Origin of the sequence: Streptomyces paludis (genome assembly GCF_003344965.1) — a bacterium.
In the GTDB taxonomy this organism is placed as follows: Bacteria; Actinomycetota; Actinomycetes; order Streptomycetales; family Streptomycetaceae; genus Streptomyces; species Streptomyces paludis.
On sequence record NZ_CP031194.1, the window covers coordinates 2,410,823 to 2,430,901 of the forward strand.

The following is a 20,079-nucleotide window of genomic DNA, read 5'->3' on the forward strand; positions in this document are numbered from 1 at the left end:
TGGGTCACCCCGGAGACCCCCCTGACGACGCGCCCTTGAACGCCTGAGTCTCCTTGAACGCCTAAGCGTCCTTGAACACCTAAGCGTCCTTGAACACCTGCCGCTGCCGCCCCAGCCCGTCGATCTCCAGCTCCACCACGTCCCCGGCCCGCAGATACGGCTTGGGGTCCGGCCGCCCCATCGCCACGCCCGCCGGCGTCCCCGTGTTGATCACATCGCCCGGGTAGAGCGTCATGAACTGGCTGACGTAGCGGACGACCTCGCCCACCCCGAAGATCTGGTCGGCGGTGGTCCCGTCCTGCTTGGGGTCTCCGTTCACCCACAGCCGCAGGCCGAGGGTCTGTGGGTCGGGCACCTCGTCGGCGGTGACCAGCCAGGGGCCGAGCGGGTTGAACGTCTCGCAGTTCTTGCCCTTGTCCCAGGTGCCGCCGCGCTCGATCTGGAACGCGCGCTCGGAGACGTCGTGCGCGACGGCGTAGCCGCCGACATGGGCGAGGCCCTCCTCCGCCGAGTCCAGATAGCGGGCCGTACGTCCGATGACCACCGCGAGTTCGACTTCCCAGTCGGTCTTGAGGCTGCCTCGGGGAACGAGAACGGTGTCCTCAGGACCGATCACCGTGTCCGGCGCCTTGAAGAAGATGATCGGCTCGGCGGGGATCGCCGAACCAGTCTCGGCGGCGTGATCGTGGTAGTTCAGCCCGATGCAGACGATCTTCCCAATACGACCGAGGGGCGCCCCGACCCGTACCCCGCCATCGTTGCTGGAGTCGCTATCGAGCACAGGCAGCTCGCCGGAGGCCACGGCGGCCCGGATCCGGTCGAGCGCCGCATCGTCCGCGAGCAGCGCCCCGTCGATGTCGGTGACGAGCCCGGAGAGGTCCCTGAGGGTCGCCCCGTCCGGGTCGAGCAGTGCCGGGCGCTCCGCTCCGGCCGTACCGACACGCAACAGCTTCATGGGCGACGACTCCCGACTCAACAAAACACGACAGTATTCGGCAGAAGAAAACAGAGACCCGTCCGACGGCCGCGACCGTCAGGAGCCATGACCGTCGAACGGGGATGGAGTGATCGTGCAAGACATCGGATGACTGTGCAAGACCCCATTCACTCAGTGGACGCCCCGAGGACGCCCGAGAACATCCGTGGAGGCCTCTGGAGGCGCCCGCTTCCCGTCCCTCAGAGCGCGGTCACGGGCGCCGCGGCACCGGCCGCCGGCATGTCGCGGTAGAGGAAGTACCGCTCGGCCGCCGACCAGGTCGTGCTGGTCACCACGTACAACGCGGCGGCCAGCGGCACGACGGCGACGGTGAAGAGCGTCGCGAACGACATCAGCGGCATCACCTTCATCATCGCCCCCATCCCGGGCACCGGCTGCCCGTCGGGCCCCTCCGGCAGCGCGGGCGCGGGCGCCGAGGCCATCTGGATCCGGGTCCGGCGGAAGTTGAACGTGGCGACGGCGGCGACGATCGCGAAGAGGGCCAGATACACGACCCCGGCGCCGCCGAACACCCCGCCCCCGGCGGCCGAGAGCGCGTCGGGCCAGCGATCACCGAGCGGGGCGGCGAAGAGGGAGTGGCTGAGCAGCTCGTTCGGCTCGCCGCCGATCTCGCGCTGCGAGAACAGGTGGTACATCAGGAAGAACGCGGGCATCTGCGCCAGGCTCGGCAGGCAGCCGGAGAGCGGCGAGACCTTCTCCTTGGTGTGCAGCTCCATGAGCGCCTTCTGCATGCGCTCGGGGTTCTTGCCGTGCTTCTTGCGCAACTCGGCGATCTGCGGCGCGAGCCGCGTCCGGGCCTTCTGGCCGCGCGCGGAGGCCCGGGAGAGGGGGTGGACGGCGAGCCGTACACAGGCGGTGAAGAGGACGATCGCCGCGGCGGCCGAACCGGTGTGGAAGAGGGGCTGGAGAAGATCGGCCAGTTGCCCGACCAGGTGGGCGAAGGCGGAGAAAAAGGCGGACATGGTGAGCCCTCCGAGGGGTCTCGTCGTGCCGGAAACGGGGATACGGCAGGACGACGCGCACGCGGGGAGGAAGCGACCAGAAGCCGCGGAACGGACAGAACCTCAACGGAACGGACCCGAACAGAACGGCCCTGAACGGAAGCGAACCCAAAACCGAACTCAAAACCGAATCCGAATCCGAGGCCGCCGGACCGACCGAGCCGCCCTACGCGTACGCGATCGTCGCGAGACCAAGCCCCGGCGCCCGGGGCCTCGTACGGCCCGAGGCGTCCGGATCCCGTTGCGGCAGGAACGCGGTGCGCTGCTCGCGGTCGCGGATGGCCGTCCGTACACGCTGGCGCGGCACGGCGGGCACCGTACGGGCGCTGATGACGGCGCAGAGGGCGAGCGCGGACCCGGCGGCGGCGGTGGCCGCGAGGGCGACGGCGGCGGAGAGGGTGCCGGCGTCGAGCAGGAGGACTTCGGTGAGGAGGAAGAGGAGCAGGCCGGCGCGGCGCAGCAGCCGGTAGGCGCTGAGATCCACGGGGTCCACTCCTCTCACTCGGTACGCGCGGTGCGTACGGCAACAGTCCCAGCCGTTATACACGAGAGGAGCCGAGGCCATCGAGTGCGCCCGGCGCATCCGGGGAATCGCGGGAATCACGGGACCCGAGAGAACCCCGAGCCCCCTCAGCATCCAGCGAATCCAGCGAACTCACCGAATCCAGCGAGTCGTGGGCAAGCACATCACCATCGGGCCTGCCGTCAAGGCCATCGGCCTCCCCCGCGTACGTGACCGCCAGCGCCACCGCCAGATTCGCGGCGAGGGCGACCAGCCCGGCGTTCGTCCCCCACACCGGATCATGGCCGCTGAACACCAGGGCGCATACGGTCGCCACCCCCACGACCAGCCCGCTCACGCCTCCCGCCAGGGTGAACCGGCGCCACACCAGCCCCAGCAGCAACAGCGGAAGGAGCTGCGCCATGCCCTCGTACGAGATGAGCGAGAGCCGTACGAGCGTCTGGGGCGCCCCGTACGTCAGCCCCAGCGCGATCCCGCCCGCCACGACGACGACCACTTGCGCGGCGCCCTTCTGCCCCTGCCCGGACCGTCGGCGCGGCAGCAGGGAGAGCACGCTGCGCCCCCACATCGTGCCGATGACCAGCATGAACACAGCCATCGGCACAATCGAGGAGAGGGCCGCGGCGACCCCGATGAGACCGACCGCCCAGGCGGGCAGCGAGTCGACGACGAGCCGGAAGAGCGCGAGGTTGGAGTCGGCGCCGGAGAGGCCGGGGACGACGAAGAGCGCGGCCATGCCGAGGAGCATCGGAACGAAGAGGAGGACGTTGTAGGCGGGCAGCCAGATCGCGTTGCGGCGCAGCGCGTCGGCGTCGCGGGCGCCGAGGTAGCCGGCGACGGTGGTGGGAAAGATGACGACCGTCAGCGCGTTGAGCAGCGAGGTACTGACGAACCACCCCGCGCCCAGCCCGCCGCCGCCGGCGCTCCCGTGCCCGGGCAGCGTCAGCCACTCGCCCTTCTCGGCGACGAGCCGGTCGAGGAGCGGACCGTACCCGCCGAAGTAGTGCAGGGGTACGTACACGGCGAGGAACCCCAGCGTGCCGATCACCAGCACGTCCTTGAGCACGGAGACCCAGGCGCTGCCGCGCAGCCCGCTCACCACGACAAAGCCGGTGGTGACCGCGAAGGCGATGAAGTAGCCCCAGTGGAGGCTGATCGCGCCGTAGGAGATGGTCGAGACGACGACGCCCATGCCGGTGATCTGGAGCTGGATGTAGGGAAGGAGGAAGACCGTCACCAGAACGGCGACGAGAGCGCCGGCCCAGGGCCGGCCGTAGCGGTGGGCGATGATGTCGCTGAGGCCGACGAGTCCGTGGCGGCGGGCGTAGCGCCAGAGCATGGGGCCGACGAGGTAGCCGAGCGCGTAGCCGCAGGACATGTACGCGACGACGTAGAGGACGGGCGCGCCGTAGTTGTAGCCCCAGCCGGCGGCGCCGAGGTAGCTGAAACTGGTGTAGCTCTCGCCCGCCATCAGCACCCAGATGAAGACGGTGCCGAGGCTGCGCCCTCCGACGGACCACTCGGCGAGCCCGCCACCGCCACCACCGCCGCGGCGGACGGCGAGCAGCCCGAGAACGACAGTCCCGACCATAAAGAAACCAAAAACGGCGATAGCCACAGAAGCATTCACCGCGACCGCTCCCGCTCCCGCTCCCGCTCCCGCGAACGTCGTAGCCGCTGGTCCCCGCGCCAGGCGAGCGAGACGGAGAGCGGGGTGAGGAGGGTGGCGGCGAGCAGCCAGAACGGAAGGAAGGGCAGCCCGAGGACGACGGGCCGGACCCGGTTGACCCAGGGCAGCGCGACAAGGAAGAGGACGAAGGGCACCAGGAGCCAGAGCAGGTGCGGACGGTGTCGGAGCACGGGAGGACGGTATCCGGTGATACGGGACGAGTAGCACCGGAGCAGACGCGAAGCCCCAAACCACCTCACGCGAAACCACCCCGAAGGAGAACCTCCGGAGAACCTCCCCCCGGGGAATCCGGCGGAAAACCGGGGCCCGGTCCCCCTCCGCCGGTACGCCGCACGGCAGTACGGTGTGCATCATGCGCCCAGACATGCTGCCTGCCGACCACACCGCGGAAGCCGAGCGCCTGCTGCGCACCGCGACCCAGTACCCCGAGGACAACGAGCCCCTGCTCCTCCAGGCGGCGGCCCATCTCGAACTGGCCGGCGACCGCTCCCGCGCCACCGGCCTCTACGACAGCCTCCTGGCGGGCTCCCCGGACCACCCCCACCTGGTCAAGGCCCTGAAGGCGGCCAACCTGTGGGAGTACGGCCATGAGGCGGAGGCCCGCGCGATCATCGAGGGCCTGCGCGCCGCGGCCCCGCTGGAGCCGGCGCCGTGGGAGATCGTGGCGGAGACCCTGGAGGCCCACGACGAGCTGGAGGCGGCTCACGCCACCTTCACCACGGCGCTGAAGCTCCTCCTGGCGCCGGACGAGGACGTCCCGTACCCCACCCAGTCCCTGCTGATCGGCCGCCACCGCGTCCGCCGCCTGCTGGGCCTGGACCACGACACGCTGGACGCCCGCGCCGACCACGTCAACCCGGCGCCCGTCCCCCTGGACGAACTCCACGACCCGAAGCGCCTCTGGGCCCTCGGCTCCGACAACCCGGCCGAACTCCAGGCCGAGATCACCCGCCTCCGCGCCGAACTGGGCTCCTACCGCACGGCCCTGTCCCGCCCGTTCCCCGTAGCGGTCCTCCACTGGCCCACGGCCGAACTGACGGAACTCCTCACCGCGTACCCCGCCCTCACCACCGAATACCCCTCCCACGCGGCCCACCTGTCCGACCTCGAATCCTCCCTGCGCGACCTGGCCGCCACCGGCACCCCCAACCTGGGCATCGTCACCGCCACAGTCCCGTCATACGAAGCCTTCGCCGCCTCCGAACAGTCCTCCCCCGCCCACCCCCCACTCCTCCCCCAATACGCCACCACCCTCGCCGCCCGAGGCCGAGCCACCCCCTGGCCCCCACCCAAAAACGCCCCCTGCTGGTGCACCGCAGAAACCACCTACGGCAAGTGCCACGGCGCGCCGTAACCGCCCGAGACGCCCCCGCGCACAGCGCCCCTCTCCCGCCCGACCACGCCCCGCCCCCGTTCCCGGGGGCGCGCAGGAGCCATGAGCACAGCGAAGCCCTCATCCCCCGGTGTCTCCGCCCGCATGAGTCGCCAGACATCTCGGGACACCGCACCGGAAGTAGCCGTACGAAAGCTGCTCCACGCCTCCGGCTACCGCTACCGCGTCAACGTGCGCGTACCCGACATGCCACGGCGGACGATCGACATCGTCTTCCCCCGGGTCAAGGTCGCGGTCTTCCTGGACGGCTGCTTCTGGCACGGCTGCCCACAGCACGCGACACAACCGAAGGCGAACGCGGCCTGGTGGAGGGAGAAACTCGACCGCAACATGGCCAGGGACCGGGAGACCACGGAGCACTTGGCAGATCTCGGCTGGATTGTCCTACGGTTCTGGGAACACGAGGCATCCGGAACCGTGGCCGATCAGGTAGCGGCGGCCGTACATCGACAGAAGACGGATGGCGCGGTCTGATCTCGCCAACCGTTCCTCGAACGGAGTTGAGTTCCGCGCCATCCGGCCGTCGACGGGTTCAGGGAGCTATCTAACCATTCCCCACTCCCCCGCGAGGGGAGAACCTTCCCACTCATCCCCCTTCTGCCATATCGAGGCGATTCCATGCTTCTCCAGGTAACTGGAGTATCCCCCGATATCTTCAGTGAATAGACCTACGAGATGCGGTTCAGGCCGACGCCTCTCCTCGTACAGGAAATGGCTGTACTCGAAGAGTTGACCCACAGCTTGCCGCACCGCCTCGGTGGGGTTGCCACGACGGACCACCTTTGCCTCTACGAGCCATTCCTCATCGGCGCTCCTCCGCTCCTCGGCACGGTGAAGCACAAGGTCTTTGGGATGCATCAGATGCGTCGTCGGCGTGAACCCACGCTCCACCACATACACCCCAAAAGAGTTGATGAGCTTCTCGTGGGAACGTTTCTTCACCTGCTGTCGAGCTGCAATTTTGGCAAAGTAGTCCGAGCTGTCCTTCGGATGGAACCCCGAGAGCGGATCCTCGGACGCAGTGGAATGGACACTGGATGAGTACCCCGCAGTCACGAAATCAGCATTGTCCTGGGACCACCAGGAGAGATCCACTTCATTCACATTCGTCAACAATTGGGCCGCATGCGAGAGATCATCCATCAGGTCGGATTCAGCAGGTAGTTGATCGGTCTCATAGCATCGCGAGATGACACTGGCCGCCTCGTATGCCCTCGGCCTCTCAGCGCGATGCCGTAGCTCAGGTTCGTCCATCCACCCGTTTCTGCGCTGCGCCCCCAAGGCCGCTCGCAGTCGTGCAGCATTACGCCGAAGGTGAATCTGCCTCGCCAAACCTCTACCGAGACGCTGCTCAAGATAAGAGATACTTTGCTGGAGGGTCAGAGACACCGTCCGAAGATCCGCGCTAAAAATGTACGCGAGATAGAGACCTTCCCCTGGCTTCTCGTTGATCCTTGGATCAAAAACGCCGATCCAAGGCGTGGCGGCGGGAGTCGTCCGTCCCCCGTACCCCTTGGCACGGAGAGGGGACGGGAGCGCCAAGTCCGATCGACTCGCCACACCACGCAGCACCTGCTGCCCAACGACGTGACGGTACGACCCCGCGCTCGCATCGTAGGTATTAGCGACTTCACGTAGCAGCTCTTGTATCCCCATGCACCAAATCTAGAACAGGGCAGCTCCGTTGACGATCACCTTTGCGCGGCACGCCGGGACAACTCCGCTTCGTAGCGGGTCTGGGCGCGGTCCAGGGCTTCGTCCGGGTCGCGGCCGTGGGTGCGGAGCCAGTGGAGGAGGTCGGCGATCATGTTGATCGCCACCTCCTCAGCGATGGCGACGGCGAGTCGTTCGTTGCGACGAGGCCCAACGCCGCCTTGATGGCAGTAGAGGGCAAGGAGAGCTTCCGCCTTGGCTACTTGGGGGCTTCCTGCGTGGTCAGAGGCCGAGTTGAGGTTGGTGGGGAGTTCGCACCAGGTGGTCTTGGACGCTTCTTGGGGGATGACGCCCCAGCGGGCGGCGATGGCGCCCACCAAGGCCATACCCCTGCCCGACCCTTCTTCGGTTGTTGCCGAGATGAGTGGAGACCGTCAGGGGGGTGGGGGGTTCCGGGGCCGACGTGGGTAATGACGTTGGTTACCAGCTCCGTCACGCAGAGCTGAGCGGTGTCGATCAGCTCCGGCAGGCCCCAGAGGTTCAGATGCAGGCGCAGGACGCGCCGCAGGCCGGCGAGTTCCTCGGCTTCCGCCAGGAAGGGTAGATCCCACCCCTTCCTGGCGATATCGAATCGGCATTTACTCATATCAATCACCCCCTGACACGTCGGAACTCTCATTTTGGAACTCCCGGAAGTGTTGTCAGGGAGCACGCAGGGTTGTCGCGCGCCCCGGCGTGCGCTCTGTTGCTCGGGGCGCGTGGCACCAGGCACGCTCGGGGAGGCCAACGCGGAGGACCCAGATATGGCAGTCGGACCAACGACCAGAAGGCGCCAACTCGGCGCCGCCCTACGGCGACTACGGGAGAAGAAGGGCTTCACGCTGGACGAGGCGGGAGCACTGGTGAACATCTCCAAGGCAACCTTGAGCAGGTACGAGACCAAGGAGGGCACCGTCAAATGGCCGGCAGTCGACGCGCTCTGCCGGGGATACGACGCCTCCGAGGACGAGCGGCTCACACTGGTCGAGTTGGCCAAGGGCGCGAAAATCCGCGGGTGGTGGCGGTCGCTGGCGGATCCGATCCCCGAGTCGATGAACCTCATGCTCGCCCTTGAGGACGAGGTCGTACGCGAGGATCACTACGCCTGCATGTACGTCCCGGGCCTGCTCCAGACCCGCGCGTACGCGGAGGCTGTGCACCGCGCTTCGGAGATGCGCTGTTCCGACCAGGAGATCACGCACATGGTCGACATCCGCATGAAACGACAGGAGCTTCTGGCGCGGGACGAGCCGCCGCACGTCTGGGCAGTGATCGATGAGGCGGTGGTCCGGCGTGTGGTCGGCGGGCGCGATGTCATGCGTGAGCAGGTGCGTTATCTGCTCGATCGGGCGCGCGAGCCGCACATCACCTTCCAGATCCTGCCGTTCGAGACGGGCGCCCACGCCGCCGCTGTCGGTAGCTTCCTGATTCTCGGTGGCCCCACTCCCGAACTCGACGTCGTGTACGTCGACATCATCGGCGGTGGCCTGTTCATGGAGAAGCCGGAGGAACTGGCGCGCTATAAGTTGGCGTTCGAGTACCTGCGCGCACAGGCGTTGGACATCGATGCGTCCGTCGCGCTCCTGAATCGGGTCTGCGAGGAGCTGTAACTGCGATGGATCGCGACAACGCACAGTGGTTCAAGTCGTCGTACAGCGGCGGAAGTGGCACCGAGTGCGTTGAGGTGGCCGGGCTTCGGGGTGGGGGAGTTGTTGGGGTGCGGGACTCTGGGTGGCTTCGGGGGGAGTCCATAGGCGTGGGGAGTCTCGCTTGGGGGGTGTTCTTGGGAGGCGTTCGGGGCTCGGGGTTTGGGGCTCGGGGCTCGGGTGGTGATGGAGGCCGTTAGTGAGGCTGGGGTGGGGGGTGGTTCGGTGTTCTGGGGTTTGAGCTTCGAGGGGCGAGCTCTGTTTGTTTGATTGGTTGGTTACTTTTCCCACCCACCCTCCCTTCCCCTTTGGGCCTGGGCGGCGGGGAAATCTTACTTTTTGGAGTCAGGTTGCGACTTTGAGTGATCGACGTTTAGCGTGCCCTCAGACGTAAATGGCCTCCACCTGGTGTTCACAGCACCTGGCAGAGGCCTGACCACCGAGATCGAACAAGAGGCGATCCCCATGGCTGACAGCCAGTTTAGTAGTGCCCCGCTCCCCACGCACGTAACTCCCCATCCCATGGCCAGTCCCGGTTACGGCAAGCGGTCCGTGGACGGGCGAGGTAGGGGTTCCGGGGGTGAGTTCGGTGGGCTGCCCGCTCGCGAGGCGTCCATTGCCGGGTTCATCGACCGGTTGCCCGAGGGTGCCGATATTTCTGTGAAGGCCCTGGCCAAAGTGCTGGACTACGGGCAGTGCGCGCTGCGTACGGCCCTCAACCGGCTTCAGCGGGAAGGGTACTTACGGCGGGGGCGTGAGCATCTGGTGGGGGAGGGTGGGGCTCGGTGGGTTACCCGTACGTGGTTCTCGCCCGTCGCCCGGGATGACTCCTGGTGGGTGTCCTTCATCTCCGGAGACGTACCCGGAGATGTACCCGGAGACGCTGTCGTTGATGTTCCTGCTGCCCTCCCCGAACCGGGGCCCCGGCGCTCCCGCGCTTACGCCGTGCTCGCCTCCGTCGGGTTGCGGAACCCGGCCGTGACGCTGTCCGCCGCCGACTGCGCGGCGCTGGAGCCCCTGGCCGCCGAGTGGTTCGTGCGAGGCGCCGGCGAGGAAGATGTTCTGCGTGCCCTTACGAATGGGCTGCCCCTTCCTGTGCATCATCCGGCCGGGCTGGTCCGGGCTCGGCTCTCCTCCAAGTTGCCTCCCGAGGCCCCATTGGTTGCTCGGGAAAGTGCTGTGCGGCCGCCTCTGCGGGTCATGGAGTGCTCCAAGTGCCGTGCTCCTGGGCGGCCCGAGGCGCTGGTGGGTGGTGAGTGTGGCGAGTGCCGGGGGCTGGCCGTGTCCGTACCGCGCCCCGCGCCCCTTTCGCCGGAGGGGGTTCGGGCGCGTGTCGCCGAGGTCAGGGCCGCCGGTGCGCTCGGGGCGCGGGCGGGTCGTGCCTGAGGTGTTGCTATTTGTAGGGGCGGATTACTACGTTTGGGCGGTCTGGTCTTGATTTGGCTTGGCGTAGTTTGGCGGTGACTGCGGCTACCAGTAGTTGCGGCTGGTCTCGGATCAGGGCGGGGACCGCGCTGATTACGTCGATGCCGTGCGCTTCCATGAGCATTCGGCGGCGGAGGGTGGCGCGGTACTGGGATACGCCTTGGTGGAACTGTTCGGAGTCGACTTCCAGTGCCACTCCCGCGAAGGCCCAGTACGCGTCCGGGCGGGCGAGGAAGGTGCCTGTCGGGGTGAGGAGGGTCGGGTTCCAGAGGGCTTCGGGGACGCCGGCGGCGCGGAGGGTGTCGCGGGCCTCGCCCTCGGCGATCGAGCTGACTCCGACCCGGAGTTCGTCCATCACCGCGCGCACCGCCGGATTGCGCAGGGCGTGCGAGGCGTGGAGTTCGGCGCGGAGGTCATCCGGGTGGCAGGGGCACCTCTGGACGGTCGCCGCGAGGATCGCCCGGACGCGCTCCTTGCACGGTTCGTACGCGGCGAAGTCGGAGGCCGCGCGGACCGGGCGTACGCAGGGGATTCCCTCGACCAGCAGCGTCGGCGGCCAGCGGCTGGTGCGGCGCAGCCGTACGTACGACTGGTCGCGCAAACCCCGGCGCGCGCCGATCAGGACATCGGCGCGGCCGTCGCTCGCGTCCCGTACCCCGTACAGCGACAGCGCCGCCTCGCCGGTCAGGACTGCCGTCCGGTCGCGCATGGCCGCTCCGGGGGCGCCGCGGGCGTCGGCGTCGGGACCCTTGCCGTTCTCCGCGTAGAGAACCGCCGCCAGCAGCCTCTGGCGCGGGGTCGGTTCGCCCGTCTGTATCAGGATCACCCCCGGCAGCGGGCGCTGCCACGGGCCGCCCGGCCTGCATCTGCGCGCGGCGGTGCCGGCCGAGAGGCCGGCTGTCCGCAGCTGGCGGCTGTTCGCCAGCCGCTGCTGCGTACGGGAGAGGTGGGCGATCGCCTCGTCGGCGGTCGTTCGTCGGATCGTTGGCGTGCGGATCGTTGCCGTGTGGATCTTTGGGGTGCGGGGGGTATCTGTGAGCTTGAGTTTTTCTGTCATGAGGAGTCTGTGCCCGCCTCACACCCCGAACGGACATCTATTGGCTCGTTGTCACGATCTCTTGTGTCCTCAGGTGCGTTACGCGTCCGTTCCGCCGTCCGCCCATACCTGGATGTGGTCCTGCTCCAGCTCCAGCATCACCCGCTGCTCCATGCCCAGCGCCGCCGTGTACTCCGTAGGCAGCTGCAGCCGCCCGGCCCGGTCCAGCATCGCGTACTCCCGGGCCACCACCGACTCCTGGCCCTCGGCGTCGATCTCCGTACGCCGCAGGACCTCGGACGACGTCCGGCCGTCGCGGATCGCGACCGTACGGCGGACCTCGCTCTCCACCGCCTGGTCGTGTGTGACGATCACGATCGTCGTCCCCAGCTCCTCGTTGGCCCGGCGGAACGCCGCGAAGACCTCCTCCCCCGTCACCGAGTCCAGCTCACCGGTCGGCTCGTCGGCGAGCAGTACGGAAGGCGAGTTGGCCAGGGCCACGGCGATCGCGACGCGCTGCTGCTGGCCTCCGGAGAGCTGCCCCGGGCGGCGGTCGGCGCAGTCGCTGACTCCCAGCATCGCCAGCAGGTCCTTCGTCCGCTCCCCCTTCGTCCCCTTCGCCGCGCTCCGTCGGGCACCGCCGCGCCCTCGCAGCTGCATCGGGAGAGCGACGTTCTGGCGTGCTGTCAGGTAGGGGAGCAGATTGCGGCTCGTCTGCTGCCAGACGAAACCGACCACCTCACGGCGGTAGTTCAGCCGCACCTTCGCGTCCATCGCGAGCAGATCCCGGCCCGCGACCCTGGCCGCCCCGGCGGTCGGGACGTCCAGGCCCGCCAGGATGTTCATCAGCGTCGACTTCCCGCTGCCGGACGCGCCGACCAGGGCCATCAACTCGCCCTCCTGGACCGTGAGATCCAGCCCCTGGAGCGCCTGCACCTCGACACCGTCCGTGGTGAAGACGCGGACCAGCCGGTCACAGGTGATCAGCGCGTCATGCCCGTACGAGGGACGGTCCCGGTGCGCCGCCGCGCGTCGTTCCAGCTCGGTGAGGGTGGGCGGAAGGGGGGATTTCGGTTGTTCCCGGTCCGTCATCTTGAATCTCCCGCCCTCAGCTCCGTCATCGATCCGCGTCTGCCCGCCCACCACGCCTGCCCGGCGGCCACCGCCCCCGCCAGGACCAGCACGCCGACCGCCGGCAGCACCAGCGACCACACGTCCGTACCCAGCGACACACCACCCACCAGGGCCCCGGTCCCCGACCCCGACCCCGATCCCACGGCGAGCTGCGCCAGATCGATACCGGGAGCCAGCAGCCGGACCGTGGCCCAGCCGACGAGCACGCCGCCGCCCGCCGCGAGCAGCGCCTGGGGCAGCGCCTCCAGACCCAGCAGCAGGCGGCCCTGGCCGTTGCTCAGGCCCATGGTGCGCAGCCGGGCCAGCAGGGCGGTCCGTTCCCGCGTGGAGTGCAGGAAGGAGAGGAAGAGGGTGATGACCGCGTAGACCGCGCCGGCCAGTACGGCTACGGCGTAGATCCGCTCGGCACCCGACTGGAGCGGCGACGCCGTGAACGCCGCCCGTTCCGTACTCAGCAGGGTCACTTCCGAAGCCGATGCCGAAGCCGAAGCCGAAGCCGAAGGCTGAGGCTGGTCCTGTGGCGTCGCCGCCGCCTTCAGCTTCCCTCCGTCCAGCCCCTCTCCCGTGACCAGCAACGTCGTCGGTGCCGCCGCCGGCAGGCCCCCGGCGTCCACCAGCAGGAAGTCGGTGCGGGGAGCGGCCGGGGTGCCGGACCGGACCGTGGTGATCCGTACGGTCACCTCGCCCTCCGGCAGGACGATCCGCCGCGACCCGGTGCCCAGCCGCTCGGCGGTGGCCGGGGACGCCACGGCGTCGAGCACCCCGCCCCGACCGTCGCCCGCCTTCAGCGCCCCGGCCGGGAACGCTCCGAGCTGCTGCTGCCGGGCCAGCCTGGTGTACGAGTCCGGCTCCACGCCGATCAGCGTGACCAGCTTCTCCTTCTCGGCCGAAGACGTTGACGTTGACGCCGGTGCGGCTCCGCTTACCGGCCTCGCCGATTCGATCCGTACGGCCGTCACCTCCCGTACGCCCCCCACCCGCCGCACCGCCCCTTCCGCCCCGGCCGGCAGCGGCAGGCTGTCGCCCGGTGTGGAGATCCGCGCGTCCGCGCCCACCGCGAGCAGCGCGACCCGGTCGCGCGCGTCCGTGATCCCCGCCAGTACGGAACCGCCGAACGCCGCCGTCGTCAGCGCGACGATCAGCGCCAGCAGCGGTGCCGCGGCCGTCGACGAGGACGAGCGGCCCGCGCGCGCCAACGCCAGGAAGCCGACCACCCCGCGCAAGCGCGCCACCGGGCGCACCGCGTACCGCAGGGGCAGCGGATACAGCCGTACGAGGACGAAGGCGGCGATCAGCGCGACCAGCACGGGAGCCGCGCTCACCAGCAGGTCACCCGCCCCGCCGCCGGAAGCCCTGGACTCGGACGAGCTGGAAGCCCCGGACGTCCCCCTGCCGCGCAGCGCGACCACCGAGGCAACGGCCAGGAGCAGCAGGGTCAGTTCCGCGACGTTACGGCGCCGGCTCGGCCGCGCCGCCGCGAGGTCGTCGCGGTCCCCGTACGCGCGCGCCCTGCGGAGCGGCAGCAGGGCCCGGACCGGCAGCGCCGCGCAGGCGATCAGCGCGACGGCGGACGCACCGTACACGGCGGGCAGCAGCCGCACCCCGCCTCCTCCGCTCCCGCCGCCGCCCCCGTCCACCAGGAGCACCGCCAGCAGCAGCCCGGCTCCGGCGGCGGGCAGCACGATCACGGCGGTCTCGGCGAGCAGCCGTCCGCCGATGCCGGTCAGGGAGCCGCCGCGCGCACGCAGCAGGGCGAGTTCGGCGGCGCGGCCCGTGGCTATCAGTCCGCCAGCCATCGCGAGCACGACCGCCGCGACCGTGCCCGCCCCGACGGCCGCGACGGTGACGATGCGCGCGATCTCCTCGCGGGTCGCGAGATGGGAGCCGACGACCGCGCCGAGACCGCTCTCCACCTCCGCGTTCCCGCCCGCGATCTCCCGCATCCGCAGCAGGCCGGGGCCGTCTTCGAGGGACGCGATCCGCCGTACCAGCTCCGGGGCGTCCGCCGCCGTCAGCCCTCCGGTGTCGGGGGCGAAGCGCCAGTACTTCTCCGAGTCCGTACGTGTGCCGAGGAGCGCGGGCGCGGCGCCGGGCGCCAGCAGGAGGCCCGCCTCCCAGCGGTACTCCGGCGGCTTGGCCGATGTCGCGGTCAGCCCCGGGGTGCGCAGAAGCGGTTCGGCGGCCCAGTAACTTCCTTCCGGGTTACGGGGTTCGACGATGCCCGTGATCCGTACGGAGAGGGCCGGGGCCCCGGTGACATCGTTCAGTGCCAGTACGGTGCCGACGCGCAGCCGTAGTTCGCGCGCGGTCTCCGTGGTCACGGCGGCCTCCACCACCTTCGTCCGCGCGTCCACGGACGAGGACAGCGACGAAGACGCGGAAGCGGAAGCGGAAGCGGACGGCAGCCGTCCGCTCCGTACGGTGGCGTGGGCGGCCAGCTCCGACTGCGTGGCCAGCGTGAACCGGGGCGGGATCCCGTCTGGACGCGGCAGCCAGCGGTCCTTGCCGATCAGCGGCTCGCCGGTCCGTACCCCGTACGCGGACTGGGTGAGGTCGACGCGCAGCGGGTCCGCCAGCCGCGTCAGCGCCTGCCGGTACACGGCGGCGAGCGCCTCGGGGCGCATCGCGGCCACCCGGGCCTCCTCGGGCAGCTCCAGGCCCGCCTGGGGAGCGGTCAATTGCAGTACGGTGCCGGTCACCGGGGCGCCGGCGATCTCGCGCCGCAGCCCTTCGCTCTCGTACGCGTCGACGGCCCTCGGGAAGGCGGCGGCGAGGAAGGCCGTGAGCAGGACGAGCGCCCCAAGGGCGGCGGCAGCGCCGGGGGCCGTACGCAGCCGGGTGCGCACCCACGGCGCTACGGCGCGCTCGGCACGTGCGCCGTCCTCGCGCGCGCCTTCCACGCGTACGCCGTCCGCGCGCGTGTCATCCACACGTACGCCATCCGCGCGCGTGTCGCCCTCGTACGCGCCCCCGCTCCGTGCGTCGTCGCCCGCCATCAGTGGTCCCCCTGGTGGCGAAGCTCGACCGCGAGGTCGGCGCCGCGTCGGGCCGCGAGAGCCGCGGCGATCAGCAGGGGCACGGCCGCGACGCCCGCGAGGAACAGGGCCGCCTGCGACAGCGGCAGTTCCACGAGCACGTGAGGCACGGGCCGGTCGGCCCGCGACGTCAGCACGGTCAGGGGTACGAGCGCCCGCGTCAGCAGGACGCCGAGGCCCACGCCGACGGTCAGACCGATGCCGATCAGCGCCCCTTGTTCCATCACGACCAGCCGGACGAGGCTCCGGCGGGGTGCGCCGAGGGCGCGCAGGACGGCGAGTTCGGCGGTCCGCTCGCGCAGGGAGGCGGCGGCGCCGACCGCGAAACCGACGGCGGCGAGCGCGGCCGCCGCCATCGCGACGGCGATCAGCGCCGCGCGCGGCCCGTCCCCGAGCGGATCACCGAGCAGCACGGCCGCCGTCTCGTCCCGTACGAGCACCCGGCCGGGCCCGGCACCGTCCGCGCCGTCGCGCAGTACGGACGCGACCTGCGCGGTGGCACCGGGGGCGGTACTCAGCCACCACTCGTTGGGCAGGAGCGCGCGGTCGGCGCGGGCGGCGACGGCGGCGTTGACGGCGCGCAGATCGACCAGCAGCGCACCGGCGTTCCGTACGCTCCCCTCGGCGCCGGCCTCCGTCTCCAGTCCCGCGTCCACGTCCGCGCCCCCGGCCGTCGGCAGCTCCCGTACGGTCTTCGTGATGGTCACGCGCACCTGCTCCCCCGCCAGCGTCAGATCGACGCTGTCCCCGCGTTCGGCTCCGGTGGCGCGCAGAAAGCCATCGGTGGCGACGGCCGCGATCCGCTCCGGGGCGGCGGCGCCCACGACATCGAGCCGTACGGCGAAGTAGCCGGTATCGCCCTTCTGTGCCCGGCCTGTCGAGTAGGTGAAGACCAGCTCCCGGACGACCCGCGCGCTGTCCCCGGTACTCTCGGTGACCTCCGTGCCCTCCGGCGCCGCGACGCTGCCGCGCCAGCGCGTCCCGTCCGGCACGGAGACCGGCACCGGACGCGCGTCGTCCTTGGCCCCCGTGGCCAGCCATCGCTCGACGCTCAGCCGGTGCCGCTCAGCCCGCCCGTCCGGGGCGGTCCCGCTCAGCCTCAGCCCGGTCACGCGGAGCGGCCCGGCCGGGGCGGCGCGGGCGCCCGACGCGGTCCGGTCCAGTGCGACGGCGACCCGGTGGAGCCGGCCGTCGACGGGCACGCGCCCGGCGCTGAGCCGGTACGGAAGGCCGTACCGGTCCTCGACCACCACCAGGAGGGCGGGCGCGAGCCCGTCGCCCTTACCGGCGGCCGTTATCCGTACGTCGAGGAAGAGCCGGCGGGCGTCGGCGGGCAGCACGATCCCCGTACGGTCCGCGGGCTCCGACGGCCGCCCCGACCCCGCCATCGGGGCCGCCACCCCGTCCACCAGCGTCTTCGCCGGTTCGTCGGCCAGATCGGCGCGCAACCGCATCCGCTCCTCGGCGTGTGCCGTGTCCAGCGCGAGTACGGTCGCGGTCAGCCCGCCGGACAGGCTCGACTCCGTACGGTGGGCGGGAGCCGCCTGCCGTACGCCCGGCAGCGAGGCGTACAGACCGGCCTGACCGGGGTCGGCGGGCCTGCCGTCCAGGACACGTACCGACGCGCCCGTGGCGAAGTCCGCCCGGTCGCGCTGCGAACGGTCCCACGACGCGCTCTGGCCAAGGGCGAGCAGGCCCGTCGCGACGGCCAGCACCAGCAGCAGTACGGGACCGGCGCCGCGCAGCGACCGGCGGCCCAGGCGGTGGGCCGCGAGCGCGACGGGCAGCCCCCGGCCGCGAGCGGCGCGCCGTTCGGCGAACCGCGTCAGGGGCGGCAGCAGGCGCAGCGTGAGCACCGTACCGGCGAGCAGCGCCAGCGCGGGGGCCATGGCGAGCAGCGGATCGATGCCCAGGTTGCCGTCGCGGTCGCCGCCGAGCGCTCCCGCCGCGCCCTCGGCCGTCCGGCGGTCCAACTGCCAGTAGGCCAGGGCGGCGATGAGCAGCAGCCCGATGTCCGCGCCCGCCCGTACGGGTGCGGGCAGGGCGGCGAGCCGGCCGCGCGCCCCTCCCACTGCCGCGCCCGTACCGGCCGCCCCGGCCGCTCCGCCCGACCCGGCCAGGGCGGGCAGGACGACCACCGCCGCGCAGCAGAGCGCGACCGCCGCCGAGACCGACCACACCTGCCCTTGCGGCACGTCACCGAGGTGTGTCCCCGCGTCCGGCCCGTCGCCGCCGAGCGCGGACCCCCGCGCGAACAGCCCGGTCAGCGGGGCCGCCAGCAGCGGGGCGCAGAGCGCCGCCGGGAGCGCCAGCAGCAGCGCCTCCGTCGCGGCGAGTGCGGCGAGCCGGCCGCGCGAAGCGCCCCGCGCGCGCAACAGGCTGGTCTCACCGGCCCGTTCCGCGGCGAGCGAGCGGGCCACGAGCAGCAGGGTGTACCCGGCCAGGAGGAGTACTTGCAGCGCCACGATCGCCAGGGTGGAGCGGGCCACCAACAGCCCCCGCTCGGTCCGGTCCAGCAGGGCCGGCAGCGAGGTGCTCACCGTCGCACCGCCCCCGAGCGCCGGATCCTCGCGCAGCCGCTCGGGGACGCGGACGGCCGCGTCGCGCAGGGCGTCGATCCGGCCGGTGGTGACACCCCGGAAGTCGGCGGTGGCCAGCCAGCCGGTGCCGGAGGGCGAGACCCGTCCGCCGGTGAGGACGGACGCGTCCGTGAGGAGCGGGCCGTAGGTGGTGAAGTCAACCTCGCGGACGCCGTATCCGCCGAGCGCGTCCAGTCGCCAGTACGGATCGGTGGGGTCGGTGGCCTTGTAGACACCGGTGATCCGGACCGTGAGACGGTCGTCGGTCAGCCGGTCGGTGAGCGCGATACGCGCGCCCGGGGCCAGCCCCAGCCGCCGGGCGGCCTCTTCGGGCAGGGCCACGGAAACGGGAGCGGTATCGGTGTCGGTTTCGGTGTCGGCAGTGGCATCGGACGCGGAGTCCCGTTCAGCGCCGGCCGCCCCCGGCAGCTCGCCCGCCACCAGCGTGATCCGGGAGCGGTCCAGCACGGCGAAGTGGGTCAGGTCCGGCTTCTCCCCGCCCGTGGCGGCCCCTGAGGAGGTGGCCGTACGGAGCGATCCGGGCAGCGCGTACGGCCCCGAGCGCTCCAGCTTCCGTACGGTCACGGGCAGCCCGTCGAACGTCTCCCGCGCGCCCCGGACCACGGCCTTCTCCGCCGCGTCCCGGCGCTCCGCCGGAATGTCCGCGCTGATCACGAGAACGGTGGACGCGGCGTCCCGGCCACGCAGCGTCTCGCGCAGCGCGGTGTCCCCGACCGAGCCCGAGAACGCGGTGAGGGAGGCGAGTACGCAGGTGGTCAGCGCCACCGCGAGCAGCGCGGCGGCCAGCAGCAGCCGCTGCCCTGTCGCACGCAGAAAAACGAACCCCGTCACACGTCCCCCGCCGGCCCAGCCCGCCGCTCACCGTTCGGCCGGAACGGCGCTCTTGACGTCTCCCTCGTCGGTCGGCGATCAGCCAAACACAAAACGATCCGGTTGCCTAGGTGCGCCAACTCGCCCGCCCTGCGACCGCTTCCGCCCTCCCGTGCCCGCGCATACTGTGGCCGGGCCGGCAACAACGGACAACAACGCGCGGGGGAAGCGCCCATGACGGAGAGGGCCATGACGGAGAAGGCCACGACGGAAGACACCAGCACGCGCCCGTCCGACGGCGGGCCGATGGTCCGCGCCGAGGGCCTGCACCGTTCGTACGGCAGCGGTCCCACCGCCGTCCACGCGCTGCGCGGCACCTCCCTCGACATCGCGCGGGGTGAACTGGTCGCCCTCAAAGGCCGGTCCGGGGCCGGGAAGACCACGCTGCTCAATCTGGTCGGCGGCCTGGACTCGCCGGACCGGGGCCGGATCGTCGTCGACGGCGCCGATCTCTCGGAGCTGGGCGAGCGCGGTCTGCTGGAACTCCGCCGCGACCGCGTCGGATTCGTCTTCCAGTCCTTCGGACTGATCCCCATCCTCACGGCGGCCGAGAACGTCGGGGTGCCGCTGCGGCTGCGTGGCGCCGATCCGCGCGAGCGCGAGGAGCGGGTGGCGCTGCTGCTGGCCCTCGTCGGCCTCACCGAACACGCGGCGCAGCGCCCCGGCGAACTCTCCGGCGGCCAGCAGCAGCGCGTCGCCCTCGCCCGTGCCCTCGCGAACCGGCCGTCCCTGCTGATCGCAGACGAACCGACCGCCCAACTGGACGCCCACACGGGCCTCATGGTGATGGAGCTGCTGCGTACGGTCGTACGGAGCGAGGGCGCGACCGCCCTCGTCGCCACGCACGACCCGCAGCTGCTCGATCTGGCGGACCGGGTGGTGGAGCTGAGCGACGGCCGCATCGTCGAACGGGAGCGAGCCGAGCACCGATGACCGGGCCGGGGGCCCGCCCCCGGCACCCCCGGCCGCCTTCCCCGTCTCGTACGCTCGACAGCGTCCGCGGAACATGGCGGACAGGTCGGACAGCGACAGGCTTG

16 protein-coding genes are annotated in these 20,079 nt (G+C 70.9%); 5 read left to right on the forward strand and 11 right to left on the reverse strand.

What is annotated here, in order from left to right:
• Positions 1-79 precede the first annotated feature (79 nt).
• From DVK44_RS10315 to DVK44_RS10335, 5 genes are all read right to left on the reverse strand, one after another.
• Positions 80-955 carry a fumarylacetoacetate hydrolase family protein gene (locus tag DVK44_RS10315; RefSeq protein WP_114659401.1) on the reverse strand — a complete coding sequence of 292 codons (876 nt, stop codon included), beginning with the start codon at positions 953-955 and terminating at the stop codon, positions 80-82.
• A 221-nt stretch (positions 956-1,176) separates the two neighbouring features.
• Entirely contained in the window at positions 1,177-1,959 is a 783-nt protein-coding gene (locus DVK44_RS10320; protein ID WP_114659402.1) for a YidC/Oxa1 family membrane protein insertase, read from the reverse strand.
• A 205-nt stretch (positions 1,960-2,164) separates the two neighbouring features.
• Entirely contained in the window at positions 2,165-2,482 is a 318-nt protein-coding gene (locus DVK44_RS10325) for a DUF6412 domain-containing protein (protein WP_331461587.1), read from the reverse strand.
• A 55-nt stretch (positions 2,483-2,537) separates the two neighbouring features.
• The gene (locus tag DVK44_RS10330; RefSeq protein WP_114659404.1) at positions 2,538-4,151 is read right to left on the reverse strand and encodes a sodium:solute symporter family protein; all 1,614 of its coding nucleotides are present in this window, start codon (positions 4,149-4,151) and stop codon (positions 2,538-2,540) included.
• Positions 4,148-4,381, reverse strand: coding sequence for a DUF3311 domain-containing protein (locus DVK44_RS10335; protein ID WP_228447072.1), 234 nt, complete (start codon positions 4,379-4,381; stop codon positions 4,148-4,150). The genes DVK44_RS10330 and DVK44_RS10335 overlap by 4 nt, the downstream gene beginning before the upstream one ends.
• Before the next feature lie 182 nt (positions 4,382-4,563).
• On the opposite strand from DVK44_RS10335, the gene DVK44_RS10340 reads away from it, so the two are divergent.
• Positions 4,564-5,565 carry a tetratricopeptide repeat protein gene (locus DVK44_RS10340; RefSeq protein WP_114659405.1) on the forward strand — a complete coding sequence of 334 codons (1,002 nt, stop codon included), beginning with the start codon at positions 4,564-4,566 and terminating at the stop codon, positions 5,563-5,565.
• 81 nt (positions 5,566-5,646) lie between these two features.
• Positions 5,647-6,078, forward strand: coding sequence for a very short patch repair endonuclease (locus DVK44_RS10345; protein WP_181957440.1), 432 nt, complete (start codon positions 5,647-5,649; stop codon positions 6,076-6,078).
• A 66-nt stretch (positions 6,079-6,144) separates the two neighbouring features.
• On the opposite strand, the gene DVK44_RS10350 is transcribed toward DVK44_RS10345, so the two are convergent.
• Together DVK44_RS10350 and DVK44_RS37780 are read right to left on the reverse strand one after the other, a co-directional pair.
• Complete coding sequence (locus DVK44_RS10350) at positions 6,145-7,260, reverse strand: MrcB family domain-containing protein (RefSeq protein ID WP_114659406.1); 1,116 nt, start codon at positions 7,258-7,260, stop codon at positions 6,145-6,147.
• Between the two features lie 35 nt (positions 7,261-7,295).
• Positions 7,296-7,634: a hypothetical protein gene (locus DVK44_RS37780; RefSeq protein ID WP_331461588.1), complete on the reverse strand. Its 339-nt coding sequence runs from the start codon at positions 7,632-7,634 to the stop codon at positions 7,296-7,298.
• Between the two features lie 426 nt (positions 7,635-8,060).
• On the opposite strand from DVK44_RS37780, the gene DVK44_RS10360 reads away from it, so the two are divergent.
• On the forward strand, positions 8,061-8,906 hold the full coding sequence (locus DVK44_RS10360; RefSeq protein WP_114659407.1) for a helix-turn-helix domain-containing protein: 846 nt from the start codon (positions 8,061-8,063) through the stop codon (positions 8,904-8,906).
• 5 nt (positions 8,907-8,911) lie between these two features.
• Positions 8,912-9,142, forward strand: coding sequence for a DUF397 domain-containing protein (locus DVK44_RS10365; protein ID WP_114659408.1), 231 nt, complete (start codon positions 8,912-8,914; stop codon positions 9,140-9,142).
• A gap of 1,193 nt (positions 9,143-10,335) precedes the next feature.
• Here DVK44_RS10365 and DVK44_RS10375 read toward each other — a convergent pair.
• From DVK44_RS10375 to DVK44_RS10390, 4 genes are all read right to left on the reverse strand, one after another.
• Positions 10,336-11,424, reverse strand: coding sequence for a hypothetical protein (locus DVK44_RS10375; protein ID WP_114659409.1), 1,089 nt, complete (start codon positions 11,422-11,424; stop codon positions 10,336-10,338).
• A gap of 78 nt (positions 11,425-11,502) precedes the next feature.
• On the reverse strand, positions 11,503-12,495 hold the full coding sequence (locus tag DVK44_RS10380; protein WP_114659410.1) for an ABC transporter ATP-binding protein: 993 nt from the start codon (positions 12,493-12,495) through the stop codon (positions 11,503-11,505).
• A complete protein-coding gene (locus DVK44_RS10385; protein ID WP_228447073.1) occupies positions 12,492-15,467 on the reverse strand; it encodes an ABC transporter permease in 2,976 nt (991 codons plus the stop codon). The genes DVK44_RS10380 and DVK44_RS10385 overlap by 4 nt, the downstream gene beginning before the upstream one ends.
• Positions 15,468-15,532: 65 nt before the next feature.
• Complete coding sequence (locus DVK44_RS10390) at positions 15,533-19,003, reverse strand: FtsX-like permease family protein (RefSeq protein ID WP_114659411.1); 3,471 nt, start codon at positions 19,001-19,003, stop codon at positions 15,533-15,535.
• A 228-nt stretch (positions 19,004-19,231) separates the two neighbouring features.
• Between DVK44_RS10390 and DVK44_RS10395 the strand changes: the two genes are divergently transcribed.
• The gene (locus DVK44_RS10395; protein ID WP_114659412.1) at positions 19,232-19,975 is read left to right on the forward strand and encodes an ABC transporter ATP-binding protein; all 744 of its coding nucleotides are present in this window, start codon (positions 19,232-19,234) and stop codon (positions 19,973-19,975) included.
• The last annotated feature ends 104 nt before the right edge of the window (positions 19,976-20,079 follow it).

Coding starts and splice junctions, on each gene's coding strand:
- DVK44_RS10315 (WP_114659401.1), bottom strand. CDS start 955: ATGAAGCTGTTGCGTGTCGGTACGGCCGGAGCGGAGCGCCCGGCACTG.
- DVK44_RS10320 (WP_114659402.1), bottom strand. CDS start 1,959: ATGTCCGCCTTTTTCTCCGCCTTCGCCCACCTGGTCGGGCAACTGGCC.
- DVK44_RS10340 (WP_114659405.1), top strand. CDS start 4,564: ATGCGCCCAGACATGCTGCCTGCCGACCACACCGCGGAAGCCGAGCGC.
- DVK44_RS10345 (WP_181957440.1), top strand. CDS start 5,647: ATGAGCACAGCGAAGCCCTCATCCCCCGGTGTCTCCGCCCGCATGAGT.
- DVK44_RS10350 (WP_114659406.1), bottom strand. CDS start 7,260: ATGGGGATACAAGAGCTGCTACGTGAAGTCGCTAATACCTACGATGCG.
- DVK44_RS10360 (WP_114659407.1), top strand. CDS start 8,061: ATGGCAGTCGGACCAACGACCAGAAGGCGCCAACTCGGCGCCGCCCTA.
- DVK44_RS10365 (WP_114659408.1), top strand. CDS start 8,912: ATGGATCGCGACAACGCACAGTGGTTCAAGTCGTCGTACAGCGGCGGA.
- DVK44_RS10375 (WP_114659409.1), bottom strand. CDS start 11,424: ATGACAGAAAAACTCAAGCTCACAGATACCCCCCGCACCCCAAAGATC.
- DVK44_RS10380 (WP_114659410.1), bottom strand. CDS start 12,495: ATGACGGACCGGGAACAACCGAAATCCCCCCTTCCGCCCACCCTCACC.
- DVK44_RS10395 (WP_114659412.1), top strand. CDS start 19,232: ATGACGGAGAAGGCCACGACGGAAGACACCAGCACGCGCCCGTCCGAC.